Annotated in this window: 12 protein-coding genes; all 12 read left to right on the top strand. The window is 40.9% G+C overall.

Annotated elements, in window-relative coordinates; genetic code table 11:
- The first annotated feature begins 185 nt into the window (after nt 1-185).
- The gene (gene putA / locus L4F93_RS09270) at nt 186-3,626 is read left to right on the top strand and encodes a bifunctional proline dehydrogenase/L-glutamate gamma-semialdehyde dehydrogenase PutA (RefSeq protein WP_250350023.1); all 3,441 of its coding nucleotides are present in this window, start codon (nt 186-188) and stop codon (nt 3,624-3,626) included.
- A gap of 17 nt (nt 3,627-3,643) precedes the next feature.
- On the top strand, nt 3,644-5,143 hold the full coding sequence (putP, locus tag L4F93_RS09265) for a sodium/proline symporter PutP (protein WP_250350022.1): 1,500 nt from the start codon (nt 3,644-3,646) through the stop codon (nt 5,141-5,143).
- 133 nt (nt 5,144-5,276) lie between these two features.
- Nucleotides 5,277-6,368 carry a tRNA preQ1(34) S-adenosylmethionine ribosyltransferase-isomerase QueA gene (gene queA, locus L4F93_RS09260; RefSeq protein WP_250350021.1) on the top strand — a complete coding sequence of 364 codons (1,092 nt, stop codon included), beginning with the start codon at nt 5,277-5,279 and terminating at the stop codon, nt 6,366-6,368.
- A 60-nt stretch (nt 6,369-6,428) separates the two neighbouring features.
- The gene (gene tgt, locus L4F93_RS09255; RefSeq protein WP_250351669.1) at nt 6,429-7,607 is read left to right on the top strand and encodes a tRNA guanosine(34) transglycosylase Tgt; all 1,179 of its coding nucleotides are present in this window, start codon (nt 6,429-6,431) and stop codon (nt 7,605-7,607) included.
- A 1-nt stretch (nt 7,608) separates the two neighbouring features.
- A complete protein-coding gene (locus L4F93_RS09250) occupies nt 7,609-8,121 on the top strand; it encodes a hemerythrin domain-containing protein (protein ID WP_250350020.1) in 513 nt (170 codons plus the stop codon).
- Between the two features lie 249 nt (nt 8,122-8,370).
- Nucleotides 8,371-8,670, top strand: coding sequence for a preprotein translocase subunit YajC (yajC, locus tag L4F93_RS09245; protein ID WP_250350019.1), 300 nt, complete (start codon nt 8,371-8,373; stop codon nt 8,668-8,670).
- A 33-nt stretch (nt 8,671-8,703) separates the two neighbouring features.
- Entirely contained in the window at nt 8,704-10,554 is a 1,851-nt protein-coding gene (gene secD / locus L4F93_RS09240; protein ID WP_250350018.1) for a protein translocase subunit SecD, read from the top strand.
- Between the two features lie 10 nt (nt 10,555-10,564).
- Nucleotides 10,565-11,533, top strand: coding sequence for a protein translocase subunit SecF (gene secF, locus L4F93_RS09235; RefSeq protein ID WP_250350017.1), 969 nt, complete (start codon nt 10,565-10,567; stop codon nt 11,531-11,533).
- Between the two features lie 176 nt (nt 11,534-11,709).
- On the top strand, nt 11,710-13,866 hold the full coding sequence (locus tag L4F93_RS09230) for a transglycosylase SLT domain-containing protein (RefSeq protein ID WP_250350016.1): 2,157 nt from the start codon (nt 11,710-11,712) through the stop codon (nt 13,864-13,866).
- A 49-nt stretch (nt 13,867-13,915) separates the two neighbouring features.
- Entirely contained in the window at nt 13,916-14,218 is a 303-nt protein-coding gene (gene trpR / locus L4F93_RS09225; protein WP_103852641.1) for a trp operon repressor, read from the top strand.
- A complete protein-coding gene (gene mtgA / locus L4F93_RS09220) occupies nt 14,202-14,921 on the top strand; it encodes a monofunctional biosynthetic peptidoglycan transglycosylase (RefSeq protein WP_250350015.1) in 720 nt (239 codons plus the stop codon). Before trpR ends, mtgA begins: the two co-directional genes overlap by 17 nt.
- A 13-nt stretch (nt 14,922-14,934) precedes the next feature.
- Nucleotides 14,935-15,681, top strand: a complete 747-nt coding sequence (locus L4F93_RS09215; RefSeq protein ID WP_250350014.1) for an SDR family oxidoreductase — start codon at nt 14,935-14,937, stop codon at nt 15,679-15,681.
- Nucleotides 15,682-15,701 lie beyond the last annotated feature (20 nt).

Below are 15,701 nucleotides of genomic sequence, written 5' to 3'. Positions count from 1 at the left end.
ATGCCACAAAAAATCACCGCACTTTCATTTTGTCATCTTTTTCTACGAATAAGCCTCCAACTTTAAAGACTATTTTTTGACCTCTATCACATTTTTCAACATTTCATATTCCTTCTTTTTAAAATTTCATTACAATCTTTAACATTCCATTAACAAATAAAGCCAAATTTTATATGGAGCATCTTATGAGCTATCACTACTCTCCTCTACCCAGTGTAGAACCCGAACTTCGTAAAATGATCAGTGCGCATTATAGCTGTACAGAACAGTCTGCAGTAAGCCAACTAGTCCAAACCTTAGATTTCACACCACAACAAGAATCATCCATTGAAAAACTCGCCCGAGAATTAATCAGCAAAATCCGTAGTAAAAAGCAAAAACATTATGGCGTTGATGCGTTAATGCACGAATTTTCCTTAGGCTGTGATGAAGGGATTGCCTTGATGTGCTTAGCAGAAGCCCTCTTACGCATCCCCGATGGGCAAACGCGTTATGAGTTAATCAACGATAAACTTCAACTTGGTAACTGGCAATCTCATTTGAAAAAATCAGGCTCGCTCTTTACCAATGCAGCGAGCTTAGGTTTGATGCTTGGCAATAAAATCAGTGCTAATTTAGATGAAACAGCACTTTCTTCTGCTTTGATGAAAAGTTTCTCCCGCCTTTCTGCGCCCGTAATGAAAAAAGCCATTGAAAAAGCGATGGGCATTTTAGGTGAACAATTTGTTACCGGCGAAACGATAGAAAAAGCCCTGAAAAATATTAGTACAAGAGAAAAAATGGGCTATTGTTTTTCTTTTGATATGCTTGGTGAAGCAGCAATGACTATGGAAGATGCAGATAAATACTTACAAGATTATGTGGATGCCATTCACACTGTGGGTAAACAGGCTGCAGGGCGTAGCGTATATGACGCAAATGGCGTATCGGTAAAATTATCAGCAATTCACCCGCGTTATTCTCGTTCTCAACAAGATCGTTTGATGAATGAAATCTATCCGCGTTTAAAACAGCTTTTTGTTCTGGCAAAACAATACAATATCGGTTTGAATATTGATGCGGAAGAAATGGCACGCCTTGAAATTTCGTTAGATCTGCTCGAAAAATTATTGCAAGATCCTGATCTTGAAGGGTTTAATGGCATAGGATTTGTCGTACAAGCATATTCTAAACGTTGTCCTTATGTCTTAGATTATATCATTGCATTAAACCGCCGTTTTCAACGTAAAATGATGATACGCTTGGTAAAAGGTGCCTATTGGGATAGCGAAATCAAATGGGCGCAAACAGAAGGTGTGCAAGATTTCCCTGTTTATACGCGTAAAGTGCATACGGACATCTCTTATATTAGCTGTGCAAAAAAATTATTAGACGCGCAAGATGTTATTTATCCCCAATTTGCCACTCATAATATCCAAACCTTAGCCACTATTGCTGAATTAGGTAAAGGTAAAGAATTTGAGTTTCAATGTCTGCACGGAATGGGAGAAACGCTTTACGATAACGTTGTCGGTGAGCATCAATTTAACCGCCGTGTTCGTGTGTATGCCCCAGTGGGAACCTATGAAACCCTATTAGCCTACCTTGTACGACGATTACTTGAAAATGGTGCGAACTCTTCTTTTGTTCATCAATTAGTAGATAACCAGATTTCCGTAAATGAATTAATTGAAGCCCCTTGGAAAAAATTTGCCCGTTTTAATGGTGAGCCAAATAAAGCGATTAAATTACCTGCGGATCTTTTCCCGCATCGCCGTAATTCACAAGGCTTTAATTTAAGTGATGAAATTCAGCTTCGCACGCTACAAGATCAATTAAATCAAGCAGAATATACCGATGTGCAATCGCTTTGCGCCTTCCCCGTGCAAGCCGCGCAACACTATCAAGGCAGAAAACCGGCGAATACCGCACAAATGTTGCCAACGTCCACATTCATGTCACCAGATGATGTGCCTGCCGTATTTACGGCGATGCAATCTCGCATTTGGCAAGAAAAAAGCGTGGAAGAACGCGCAACAATTTTAGAAAGAGCGGCGGATTTTTATCAAGAAAATACCGGCTTGTTACTGCGCCTTGCCATTGAAGAAGCAGGAAAAACGTTACCAAATGCCATTGGAGAACTGAGAGAAGCAGTGGATTTCTTACGCTATTATGCAGAACAAATCCGTTTATTAGATAGCAAAAATGCACTCGCCCCACCGCTCGGCAATGTACTATGTATTTCCCCTTGGAATTTCCCGCTCGCCATTTTTACTGGGCAAATTGCTGCGGCCTTAGCAGTCGGCAATAATGTGATTGCCAAACCTGCGGAACAAACTTCGCTGATTGCTTATTATGCCGTGAAATTATTACATCAAGCTGGCGTGCCAAAAGAAACCTTACAACTAACCTTAGGTGCTGGCGATTTAGGGGCGGCATTGGTGGCTCAGCCATTTAATGCTGTGATGTTCACCGGTTCAACAGAAGTGGCACATTTGATCAATAAACAGCTTATACAACGGCAAGATCACCCTGTGCTAATTGCTGAAACAGGCGGTTTAAACACAATGGTGGTAGATTCTTCCGCCTTATTGGAACAAGTCATTACTGATGTATTAAGCTCTGCCTTTGATTCTGCTGGACAGCGCTGCTCAGCTTTACGCATTTTATTGGTGCAAGAAGATATTGCTGATCGCTTATATCAAATGCTTACTGAGGCAATGAAAGAATTGGTTATCGGCAATCCAGAGCAACTTAATACGGATATTGGCCCTGTTATAGACGAAGAAGCGAAAGCAAATTTGGTCAATTATCAAACTCAAGCGCGGTCATTTTCTCGCCGTTATTTTGAGTTATCATCACCCACTTTCGGGCATTTCGTTGCGCCTGCTATTTATGAAATAGATAATTTAGCGCAAATTAATCGAGAAGTATTCGGACCAATTCTTCACTTTGTTCGTTATAAAAAAACAGAATTAGGTGATTATTTACAAAAAATCAATGCAAAAGGCTATGCTTTAACAGGTGGTTGTCATAGCCGTATTACCAAAAATATTGAATTTGTACAACAGCATTTAGCCTGTGGCAATTTCTATATTAACCGTAATATTGTGGGTGCGGTGGTCGGCGTTCAACCTTTTGGGGGACACGGTTTATCTGGAACAGGCCCAAAAGCAGGTGGAGAACTTTATGTTCAACGTTTAACCAAAACATCACAATATTATTCATCAGTACTTGCAAAAAACAATGTATTGCCTAGTATTACAGGGGAATTAAATAGCATTGATTATAAAACCACCTCTGTTTTATTACTCGGTCAAAACCACGCTCGTTTAACTGCGGCTTATCAGCGGTTACAACAAGCAGGATTTAATGTTGTTGTAGAAAAAGATAATCCGCTGTTGAGCTATCAATTACCTCATCTACATATCCTAGAAGAAGGACAGCATTTGCAAAAAGCCGTGTTCGTATCCCCGATTGATACTCAAACACGTCAGCGGTTTGCACAACATAATCCTGCGATTTTCTGTTTATATGATTGGACAGTCAATCAGGATCTGACCTTGCTATATAATGAATTTTCACGCAGTGAGAATATTTCTGCCGCAGGGGGCAACGCTACCCTAATGGCAATTGAAGAACAATAATTTTATAGGGAGAAAGTATGCAGAATTATCAAATCTACACAGCTTTTGGATTGTATTTATTAATTATTTTAGGTATTGGGATCTATGCCTATATCTCTACTAAAAATTTTAACGACTATATTTTAGGTGGTCGGAAAATGGGAAGCTTTGTTACCGCAATGTCTGCTGGAGCATCAGATATGTCTGGTTGGCTATTACTTGGTTTACCCGGTGCAATTTTCCTTACAGGCTTGTCGGAAGCGTGGATTGCTGTCGGGTTAACTGTCGGCGCTTATCTGAACTACCGCATTGTAGCAGGACGTTTGCGGGTGTTCACAGAGCATTACGGTAATGCACTGACCTTGCCTGAATATTTTGCAATGCGATTTCCTAAACGAGCCAAATCACTCAAAATTCTTTCTTCTTCGGTAATTTTGTTTTTCTTCACCATCTACTGTGCTTCAGGTGTCGTGGCAGGAGCAAAATTGTTCCAAAGTTTATTAGGTATTGATTACACCACCGCATTGATATTTGGTGCGGTGGCAACCATCGCCTATACCTTTATTGGCGGTTATTTAGCGATCTCTTGGAGCGATACCATTCAAGCTTCACTGATGATTTTCGCCCTATTACTCGCCCCAGTGATTGTGTTACTCAACATTAGCTGGGAAGAAATCACTCTTGCCTTAGCCGCAAAATCACAACAAACGGGCATTCCTTATTCTAATTGGCTTTATAATGTTTCAGGTATTGGTGTGATTTCCGCCCTTTCTTGGGGATTAGGTTACTTCGGACAACCCCATATTTTAGCCCGTTTTATGGCAGCCAATTCCGTAAAAGCCCTTGATAAAGCGCGTACAATCGGGATCACGTGGATGATCCTGTGCTTAGGTGGTGCTTGTGCAGTGGGGTATTTTGGCTTAGCTTATTTTGAAGTCAAAGGTATCGTTTTAGATTCCGCCGAATCTGTCTTCATTGAGATCTCCAAAGCCATTTTTAATCCTTGGGTCGTGGGCATTGTGCTATCCGCCATTCTCGCTGCCATTATGAGTACCCTATCGGCACAATTTTTAATGTGTTCCGCCGCTATTACCGAAGATTTCTATCACGGTTTCTTACGCAAAAATGCGTCAAGTACCGAGTTAGTTTGGGTTGGCCGCGTTATGGTATTACTCATTGCCCTTATCGCCATTGTCATCGCACAAGATCCCCATTCAAAAGTAATGGGCTTAGTTTCCTATGCTTGGGCTGGCTTTGGTGCATCCTTTGGTCCATTAGTGATCCTTTCCCTCTTTAATCGCAACATCACCTCCAACGCGGCATTATGGGGAATGTTAGCAGGCGCGGTAACTGTTGTGGCGTGGAAACCACTGATGCACGCCTTAAACTGGCAAGACATCGCCAACTTATACGAAATTATTCCCGGCTTTTTAGCTTGCTCTTTCGTTACCCTTACTTCGTCAATTTTCTCTCCGGTCGCTAAAGATGTGGCAGAAAAATTTGATGAAGCGGAAAAAAGCTACAACCGCCAACGATAACGAATGAAAGGGCTGGATCCCCCAGCCCTTCACCTTTCAATAAATCCCCTCTTTCACAGATTTTCCTTGTACAATCTACAAAATCCCAATAGACTACGCCCTGTTCTAATCTTTAATAATATGATGAAAAATTATGCGTGTTTCAGATTTTTATTTTGATTTACCTGATGAATTAATCGCCCGTTATCCAAAAGCCGAACGCACTGCCAGTCGTTTATTAACATTAAACGGTGAAAATGGTGAAATTTCTCACCGCACTTTTGCTGATGTGCTGGATTTAATCGAAGAAGGGGATTTATTAATTTTTAATAATACTCGCGTGATCCCCGCCCGAATGTATGGGCGTAAAGCCAGTGGGGGGAAAATTGAAGTATTGATAGAACGCATTTTGTCGGAAGATCGTTTTCTGGCACATATTCGTTCTTCTAAAGCCCCCAAAGAAGACGCAGAACTGTTTCTCGGCGAAGATAAATTAGGTGAAGGTAAGGGCATTAAAGCAATAATGAAAGCCCGTCACGAGAGTTTATTTGAACTAGAAATAGCAGAAAAACGCACCGCACTTTTAGACGTGTTGCAACAAATTGGGTATATGCCACTGCCACCTTATATTGATCGCCCTGATGAAGATGCCGATAAAGAACGCTATCAAACTGTGTATAACAAAGTACCCGGCGCAGTGGCTGCGCCCACTGCGGGTTTGCATTTTGATAATGATCTATTGGAAAAATTAAAAGCGAAAGGGGGAAATTTTGCCTTTGTTACCTTGCACGTTGGTGCAGGGACATTCCAACCTGTACGGGTAGAAAATATTGAAGACCACAGAATGCACGCAGAATATGTGGAAGTGCCACAGGAAACGGTGGATGCCATTTTAGCCACCAAAGCGAATGGCAAGCGTGTGATTGCGGTGGGGACAACCTCTGTACGCTCTATTGAAAGTGCCGCATTGTTTAGCCAAGAAAATCAGCACGAACAACTGCTTGCGCCGTATTTTTCGGATACCTCAATCTTTCTTTATCCGGGCAAAAAATTCCTCGTGGTAGATGCCTTAATCACCAATTTCCATTTGCCTGAAAGTACGCTGATTATGCTGGTTTCAGCCTTTGCTGGATACACTCATACCATGCAAGCCTATGAAAGTGCGGTGCAAAATGGCTATCGTTTTTTCAGCTATGGTGATGCAATGTTTATTAGCAAAAACCCAAATGTAACGGGGTTAGATTAATTTTCTAAACCCCATTTAATCACCCTCGAACTGTTTATTCGAAAAGGAAACATAATGACAATGAAATTTAAACTTCACAAAACCGATGGCACGGCACGCCGTGGCACAATGACGTTTCAACGCCCCCAAGGGGAATTTGATGTACAAACTCCTGCCTTTATGCCTGTCGGCACTTACGGCACAGTAAAAGGAATGACGCCCGAAGAAGTGCGCGCCACAGGGGCAGAAATTTTACTCGGCAACACCTTTCACCTTTGGCTACGTCCGGGGCAAGACATTATGCGTAAACACGGCGATTTGCACGATTTTATGAACTGGCATCGCCCTATCTTAACGGATAGTGGTGGCTTCCAAGTATTCAGTCTAGGCAAATTACGCAAAATTACTGAAGAAGGGGTGAAATTCCAAAATCCAATTAATGGTGAACGTATTTTCCTTTCTCCTGAAAAATCAATGGAAATTCAATACGATCTAGGCTCAGACATCGTGATGATCTTTGATGAATGTACCCCTTACCCAGCCACCTTTGATTATGCTAAAAAATCAATGGAAATGTCGCTCCGTTGGGCAAAACGCAGCCGTGATCGCTTTGATGAACTCGGTAATAAAAATGCCTTATTCGGCATTGTGCAAGGGGGCGTTTACGAAGAATTGCGTAAAGTGTCCGTTGAGGGCTTGGTCAATATTGGTTTTGATGGTTATGCCGTGGGTGGGCTTGCTGTTGGTGAGCCAAAAGAAGATATGCACCGTATTTTAGAATATGTTTGCCCACAACTTCCTGCGGATAAACCCCGTTATTTAATGGGTGTTGGGAAACCAGAAGATTTAGTAGAAGGCGTTCGTCGTGGTATTGATATGTTTGATTGCGTAATGCCAACACGTAATGCGCGTAACGGGCATTTATTCGTTACCGACGGTATTGTGAAAATTCGTAATGCCAAATACCGCGATGACACCAGCCCACTTGATCCAGAATGTGATTGCTACACCTGCAAAAATTACACCAAAGCCTATCTTTACCATTTAGATAAGTGCGGTGAAATTTTAGGGGCAAGATTAAACACCATTCACAATTTACGTTATTATCAACGCTTAATGGCACAAATCCGTGAAGCGATTGATAAAAACGAATTTGAACAATTTGTGCAAGATTTCTATGCACGCATTGGTAAGCCCGTTCCGCCATTGCAAAGTGAGGCACAACAAAATTCACAACCGAATGACGCACAGGGTAAATAAAATGCTTAACCTCCAACCACAACAATTTGCTAGCTGGAATGAGCCGATTGAAATGCTTTACGCCTGCCACGGCAAAGTGAAAATGTTCTGCCGTCAGCTGAATATTTTGCCTAGTTATTTGGAGAAAAATGGCAACATTCAAGCGGTGCAAAAAGATGTACAGCAAATTTTGAATTACTTCAATGTTGCAGCCCCACTACACCACGATGATGAGGAAAAGGATTTTTTCCCTGCGCTATTAAAATACTGCCCGCAAGCCAAAGCAGATGTGGCACGCTTAGCAAGCCAACATGAAACCTTGCATCAAAACTGGGCAAGCTTGTCTGTGCAATTAGACGCCTTGCTAAAAGGCGAAATTACACAAATTCCCGAACAGCTCATCACCCAATTTATTTCGGGTTATGACAATCATATTGCCATTGAAGAACCGTTATTTGAACTCGGTAAAAGCCATATCCCGCAAGAAGAATTAACGGCAATGGGAAAAGTGATGGCGGAACGCCGAAAAAATTAGCGTGTATCCCCATTACATCGTTGGCGTGTCAAAGAGGGATACCACTTCACTTAACGATGAAAATAAAACCTACATTTTGGTAGGTTTTATACATTCTACAAAAATAAAGTGCGGTGCTTTTTGCTCAAATTTTTTGTGCAAAAACCTTGCCATAAATCACCGCACTTTTGTAAAAGCGCTTTGTCAATACAGGGATTTTATGCTATTTTAACGCCCTATATTTTTCATTAACTAACAAAAGGATTAAAGATGGAAGCTCAACAAGGTAGCCCAATGTCAATGTTATTTATTTTCGTTCTGTTCGGCTTGATTTTCTATTTTATGATTTATCGCCCGCAAGCAAAACGGAATAAAGCGCATAAACAATTAATGGCTGAGTTAGCAAAAGGCACGGAAGTCCTCACTTCTGGCGGTATTATTGGTAAAATCACCAAAATTGGTGCTGAAAGTGATTATGTCGTTATCGCATTAAACGACACAACTGAGATTACCATCAAACGTGATTTTATCGTTGCTGTCTTACCAAAAGGTTCATTAAAAAGCCTTTAATTTATTTTAACTTTCCGCAAGGGAACAAAATCTATGTTAAATCGTTACCCTTTATGGAAGAATATAATGGTGACCCTCGTGGTCGCCATTGGTGTTTTATACTCTCTTCCAAATCTTTACGGTGAAGATCCTGCCGTTCAAATTTCAGGAACTCGTGGACAAGAAGCGAATACAACAACTCTTAGCAATGTGCAAGCTCTTCTTCACGAAAATCATCTCACCACAAAATCCATTAAATTAGAAAACGGTTCAATTCTTGCTCGTTTTAATAACACCGATGACCAACTTCTTGCCAAAGATAAAATTAGCGAAAAATTAGGCAATGGTTATTCTGTGGCACTGAATCTTGCCCCAGCGACGCCAAAATGGCTTTCAGATATTGGTGGTTCACCAATGAAATGGGGCTTAGATTTGCGTGGTGGTGTACGCTTTTTAATGGAAGTGGATATGAATACAGCGTTAGCGAAACGTCAAGAGCAGTTGCAAGACAGTTTATTAGCTGAATTACGTAAAGCAAAATATCCATATACCAGTATTCGTGCTGGGGAAAATCATAGCACTGTGGTTAACCTGAAAAACCCTGATCAACTTTCAGCGGTTCAACGTTTATTGCGTCAAGCACACCCCAATTTAGATATTCGTGAAATTTCAATCAATACGCTTTCTTTAACCTTATCCGATGCGGCATTAAATGAAGCACGCAATCACGCGATTGAGCAAAATTTAAGTATTTTACGTCGCCGTGTGGAAGAATTGGGTGTTTCTGAACCCGTCATTCAACGCCAAGGCGCAGAGCGTATCGTAGTGGAATTACCCGGCGTTCAAGATACCGCACGCGCAAAAGAAATTTTAGGTGCCACCGCAACCTTAGAATTCCGTTTAGTCAATCAAAACGCCAACCTTGATGCGGCGATGCGTGGAATGGTGCCTTCAGATTCTGAAGTGAAATTTGATCGTAATGGTCGCCCAGTGGTGCTATACAAACGTGCAGTATTAGGGGGTGAGCATATTGTCAATGCGTCATCAGGCGTTGATCAAAATTCCGCGACACCACAAGTCAGCGTTACCTTAGATAGTGAGGGTGGCGATATTATGTCGCAAACCACCAAAATGAATCTGAAAAAACCGATGGCAACTTTATATGTAGAATATAAAGACAGCGGTAAAAAAGATGAAAATGGCAAAACCGTTCTCACTAAACACGAAGAAGTGATTAATGTGGCAACAATCCAAGGGCGTTTTGGTAGCCAATTCCAAATTACGGGCATTGATAGCCCAAATGAAGCGCTCAATCTTTCCGTGTTATTACGTTCTGGCGCATTAACTGCCCCGATCCAAATTGTAGAAGAGCGTACCGTCGGGCCATCACTTGGCGCACAAAATGTGGAACAAGGCTTACAAGCGGGACTTTGGGGCTTAGCCATTACTGTCGTGTTTATGCTGATTTACTATAAAGTTTTCGGTTTATTTGCAAGTATGGCACTGCTTGCCAATATGGTCTTACTCGTTGGTTTAATGTCTTTAATTCCCGGCGCAACGCTCACAATGCCGGGAATTGCAGGGATCATTCTTTCTGTGGGAATGTCTGTGGATGCTAACGTATTGATTTTTGAGCGAATAAAAGAAGAAATACGTAACGGACGTAGCGTTCAACAGGCAATCAATGAAGGCTACAGCGGCGCATTTAGCAGTATTTTTGATGCTAACTTAACCACAATTTTAACATCTATCGTGCTTTATGCGGTGGGAACTGGGCCAATTAAAGGCTTTGCAATCACCCTTTCCTTAGGGGTTGCGATCTCAATGTTTACTGCGATTACAGGAACTCGAATGCTGGTAAATTTACTTTACGGCGGCAAACGCGTTGAGAAATTATCTATTTAAGGTGGTAATAATGAGCTTATTTGCAAAAGATAAAAAAGTGAATGAATATAAAGGGGTGATCTTACCATTCAAGCTTATCCCATTTATGCGATACCGCCTTGTAGGCTATGTTTTCTCATTAATTATTACCGCACTTTGTATTACAAGCATTGTCACCAAAGGCTTTAACTGGGGGCTGGATTTTACTGGCGGTACGGTTGTGGATACGCATTTTTCCCAACCTGCTGATTTAGAAAAAATCCGTGCAACGTTAAAAGAAAATGGTATCGACAGCCCATTAGTACAAACCACTGGTGGCGTACGTGATGTGATGATCCGTCTTTCCGCTTCTGCTGGTGGTGCAGATATTGGGACACAAATTAAAGAAATGCTAAGCAAATTGGATAATGATATCCAAATTCGTAGCGTGGAATTTGTTGGTCCGAATGTCGGCGAAGAACTCACCCAAGGCGCAATTTATGCCACCTTGATCACCTTATTAATGTTGCTTGCCTATATTGCGTTTCGCTTTGAATGGCGTTTAGCAGCAGGGGGAATCGTTGCCCTTGCACACGATGTGATTGTAACGCTTGGGATCTTTTCTTATTTCCAAATTGAAATGGATCTGACCTTTGTGGCAGCCATTTTATCGGTGGTGGGATACTCCTTGAACGATAGTATCGTGGTATTTGACCGTGTGCGTGAAAATTTCCGTAAAATTCGCCGTATTGATACGGTAGAGATTATTGATATATCACTCACTCAAACCTTATCAAGAACCCTAATGACCTCTATCACAACCCTGTTTGTGGTGATTGCCTTGTTTGTATTTGGCGGTCCTACGATCCATAGTTTCTCATTAGCGCTCTTAATCGGTATTGGTTTTGGGACTTACTCAACCATTTATATTGCTATCAGTATCGCCTATGATCTCGGCTTAAGACGCGAACATATGATTATTCAAAAAGTGAATAAAGACGATATTGATGAATTGCCGTAAAAAACGTTAAAAATGTCACCGCACTTTTTTAGCCAAGTACGGTCTAACATTAAACAAGATTTCAAGCCCGATTTATTCGGGCTTTTATTTATAAATGTGCTGATGAAAAGAGGAAGCATCGCAAAACTCAAGTGCGGTGTTTTTTTACCCAATTTTGATTCTATTCAAGGAATACTATGAAATTTACTCAAACTTTGCTAGCCTTAAGTTTATCTTCACTTTCTCTTTTTGTATGGGGGAATGCTGAGCAATCTCCCCTTTCAGAACATTCAGTCGCACAACACACGCAGCCAAAAGCACAAGAAACCCCTGATGCACAAAAGATAAATCAAGGCAATGCACACGATGAAGATAGAGATCTCGCAAAAACCCTGTTATTAAACCAACAGAAACGGGCAGATGAACGAGAAATCTATCGTAAACTTCAACAATATTTAGCCCTTTCACAAAGCGAAACGACATTAGGCATTGCAAAGGCATTATTGGCTCAATTGCAAGATTACCCACTCTTGCCTTATGCAGAATATCAGTTTTTAATCGCGAAGAAAGCAGCCTTATCGTTTGATGAAATTCTTGATTTTACGAAAAAATATCCTGATTTTCCGTTGAACAATTTGCCTCATTATTGGTTGCAACAGCAATACGATGCTCAAAATTGGCAGGCGATTTTATCTAATACCGCAATGCTGCCCAAAGAGAGCAAGTCATCTTGCATTGTGCTAACCGCACAAGAAAAAATGCCTTCAACACAAACAGAAGCGCTGACTACACCTGAAAAAACTGCACAAAAAAACACCGCACTTGCAACAAGGATAAAAAATTTATGGCTCACAGGAAACAACTCGCCCAGCCAATGTCAAACGCTTTTTATGCAAGCCTATCAACAGGGCATTATTAATGACGATTTGATCAAACAGCGCGCCTTATTAGCCGTAGAAAAAACAAATCGTGTCTTAATCAACGAATTGGCAGCATTTACGCAAAATGCTGAATTAAAAATTTGGCTTGAAAATTTAGCTAGCTTGTTGAAATCACCGCGCTTATTGCTTTCTTCGTCTAACGCATTTTATGTGGAAAATTTGCCCGTTAATGATGAAAATAAACAAATTCTACTTGCATTAATGCCTCGTTTTATTAAAAGCATTACGGAAAATCAGCTGAATGCCAGCGCACCTTTTGCCCAATTAGAACAATGGGCAACGCGTTTTAATTTATCCCCAGAACAAAGACAATACTGGCAATCCATTTTGCTTAGTCAGCTTTTTGATAGTGAAAATCCCGCCATTCAGCAATGGCGAGATGAAACCGTACAAGCCTTAAAAGAAGATAAACAAACCGAGCGTCGTATCCGTGTTGCATTGCGTAAAAAAACAGCGATTCAACCTTGGTTGAATTTGCTTTCCGAACAAGGCAAGCAGAAAGATGAATGGCGTTATTGGCAAGGTGAGGCCTTATTTCAGCAAGGCAAAACCACACAAGCCATACAGATTTGGCAAGAGATGCAGCAAAATGCACGTGGCTTTTATCCAATGCTTGCCGCACAGCGATTGGGTATTGCTTATCAACCTGCAATGAAAACATTCTCGTCAAATGAGCAAAACTTATCAAACTACACCCAGCAATTTAGTCGTATTAATGAGTTGCAGCAGCTAAATGATCACGCCAATATTCAGCGCGAATGGCGTGCATTATTAGATAACACAGATTTTGCTGGCAAGCTCGCCTTAGCACAATATGCCGAACAAAATCAATGGGTTGATTTGCAAGTAGACGCCACAATTCAAGCAAAAGCGTGGGATTATATTGCCTTACGTTTACCTAATGCTTATCAAAATTGGTTTGATTTATTCATTAATCATCAAAATTCCCCAAAAATCCACCGCACTTTTGCAATGGCAATTGCACGGCAGGAAAGTGCTTGGCGTGCCAATGTAACCTCTTCGGCTAATGCGCGCGGGTTGATGCAACTCTTACCCAGCACAGCGAAACTCACCGCCGAGCAAGCTCAGCTACCGTATAAAAAAGAAAGCCAACTGTTTGATCCCATTGATAATATTATGCTTGGCACAACTCACCTTAACCAACTTGCCGAGAAATATGGCAATAATCGCATTTTAATTGCAGCGGCTTATAACGCTGGCGCAAAACGTGTAGATGAGTGGCTCGCTCGTGCAAATGGAAAAATGACAATGGCAGAATTTATCGCCACCATTCCATTTTATGAAACCCGTGGTTATGTGCAGAATGTCTTAGCGTACGATTATTATTACCAGTTACTACAAGGTGAAAAGACAGAAAAATTTACCCAAGCGGAGCAGAATAGATTATACTAGTGAAGTAGTTTAATAGCACAGTGAAACGTTTTAATCCTAGGAGAACGCTATGTATGTGAGCAAAAATATGGATCAATGGCAGGCATTTATCGAGATTTTACGCACCGCGTTTGCACAGAATAAAGAACAAGAATTACTCACCCTGTTACTCACGGCTGATGAACGTGATGCAGTAGGACTTCGATTACAAATTGTGGCACAATTGTTAGATAAACGCTGCTCACAACGAGAAATTCAACAAAACTTAAACACCAGTGCGGCAACAATTACAAGAGGATCAAATATGATCAAAACAATGCCACCTGAATTTATGCAATGGGTAAAAGAACAGCTTGATGGGCAGAAAGAATAACAAGAAAAAATGGTTGCAACACATAAAACAAAGGATATTGCGTTATTCGCTTTATGTGTTTGCTGCTTTTTTAGGGATTACCTTATTGTTTCGCATTGTTCCTGTGCCATTCTCTTCCTATATGGCACAGCAGAAAGTCAGCCATCTTTTAAATGGGGAAAGTTACCCTATTAAATATCAATGGGTGAGTTTGGATGATATTTCGTGGCAAATGCAGCTGGCCGTGATTGCGGCAGAAGATCAAAAATTTGCGCAACATCACGGTATTGATTGGAATGCGATTAATAACGCATTGAAATATAATAAAAAATCTACAAAAGTACGAGGTGGCTCAACCATTTCACAGCAGACTGTGAAAAATTTATATTTATGGCACGGGCAAAGCTGGCTACGCAAAGCCATTGAATTGCCAACGACCTTAATGCTAGAACAATTATGGTCTAAAAAAAGAATTTTAGAAGTCTATTTAAACATTGCCGAATTTGGCTATGGTATTTTTGGCGTAGAAGCGGCAAGCCAAGCCTATTTCAAAAAATCGGCAAAACAACTTAATCAACAAGAAGCTGCCCTATTAGCGGCAGTCTTACCTAATCCAATCTTATTTAAGGCAAATAAACCCAGTGCTTTTGTACAAAAAAGACAACGTTGGATTATGCGACAAATGAATGCCTTAGGTAAGGGATATTTAACACAACTGAACTAAATAGGGGGATAATATGGCAGTATTAATTACAGGCGCATCTGCAGGCTTTGGTAAAGCAATGTGCGAAGTATTCATTAAATCAGGCTATCACGTTATTGGTGCAGCTCGCCGTTTAGAAAAACTGCAAAAACTACAAGCAGAATTAGGCGAAAATTTCTTTCCATTACAAATGGATATGAATAATTTAGAACAAATTAATACCGCACTTTCTAATTTACCTGAAACCTTTCGTTGCATTGATCTCTTAGTAAATAATGCGGGGCTAGCACTGGGTTTAGAGCCAGCACATCAGGCAAATTTTGACGATTGGCTAACAATGATTAATACCAATATCATCGGTTTAACCTATCTCACCAGAAAAGTGTTACCTCAAATGGTGGAACGCCAGCAAGGGCATATTATCAACCTAGGTTCAATCGCAGGGACATATCCTTACCCGGGCGGTAATGTTTACGGTGCAACTAAGGCTTTTGTCGAACAATTTAGCTTAAATCTGCGTGCTGATTTAGCAGGTACCAATGTGCGCGTCACCAATATTGAACCCGGCCTATGCGGTGGTACAGAATTTTCAAATGTCCGTTTTAAAGGCGATAACCAGAAAGCAGCAAGCGTCTATCAAAATGTGCAAGCCATTGAACCTATAGATATTGCTAATACAGTATTATGGATCTATCAACAACCTGCTCACGTTAATATTAACCGTATTGAAATAATGCCTGTAGCACAAAGCTTCTCCGCATTGAATGTGGTGAGAAAGTAAATTTAAGAAATAAAAGATAG

Origin of the sequence: Avibacterium sp. 20-132 (genome assembly GCF_023611925.1) — a bacterium.
Taxonomy (GTDB): Bacteria; Pseudomonadota; Gammaproteobacteria; order Enterobacterales; family Pasteurellaceae; genus Avibacterium.
This window is presented reverse-complemented; position numbering and strand designations above follow the sequence as displayed.

Coding starts and splice junctions, on each gene's coding strand:
- putA (WP_250350023.1), top strand. CDS start 186: ATGAGCTATCACTACTCTCCTCTACCCAGTGTAGAACCCGAACTTCGT.
- queA (WP_250350021.1), top strand. CDS start 5,277: ATGCGTGTTTCAGATTTTTATTTTGATTTACCTGATGAATTAATCGCC.
- yajC (WP_250350019.1), top strand. CDS start 8,371: ATGGAAGCTCAACAAGGTAGCCCAATGTCAATGTTATTTATTTTCGTT.
- secD (WP_250350018.1), top strand. CDS start 8,704: ATGTTAAATCGTTACCCTTTATGGAAGAATATAATGGTGACCCTCGTG.
- L4F93_RS09215 (WP_250350014.1), top strand. CDS start 14,935: ATGGCAGTATTAATTACAGGCGCATCTGCAGGCTTTGGTAAAGCAATG.
- secF (WP_250350017.1), top strand. CDS start 10,565: ATGAGCTTATTTGCAAAAGATAAAAAAGTGAATGAATATAAAGGGGTG.
- trpR (WP_103852641.1), top strand. CDS start 13,916: ATGTATGTGAGCAAAAATATGGATCAATGGCAGGCATTTATCGAGATT.
- mtgA (WP_250350015.1), top strand. CDS start 14,202: ATGGGCAGAAAGAATAACAAGAAAAAATGGTTGCAACACATAAAACAA.
- L4F93_RS09230 (WP_250350016.1), top strand. CDS start 11,710: ATGAAATTTACTCAAACTTTGCTAGCCTTAAGTTTATCTTCACTTTCT.
- L4F93_RS09250 (WP_250350020.1), top strand. CDS start 7,609: ATGCTTAACCTCCAACCACAACAATTTGCTAGCTGGAATGAGCCGATT.
- tgt (WP_250351669.1), top strand. CDS start 6,429: ATGAAATTTAAACTTCACAAAACCGATGGCACGGCACGCCGTGGCACA.
- putP (WP_250350022.1), top strand. CDS start 3,644: ATGCAGAATTATCAAATCTACACAGCTTTTGGATTGTATTTATTAATT.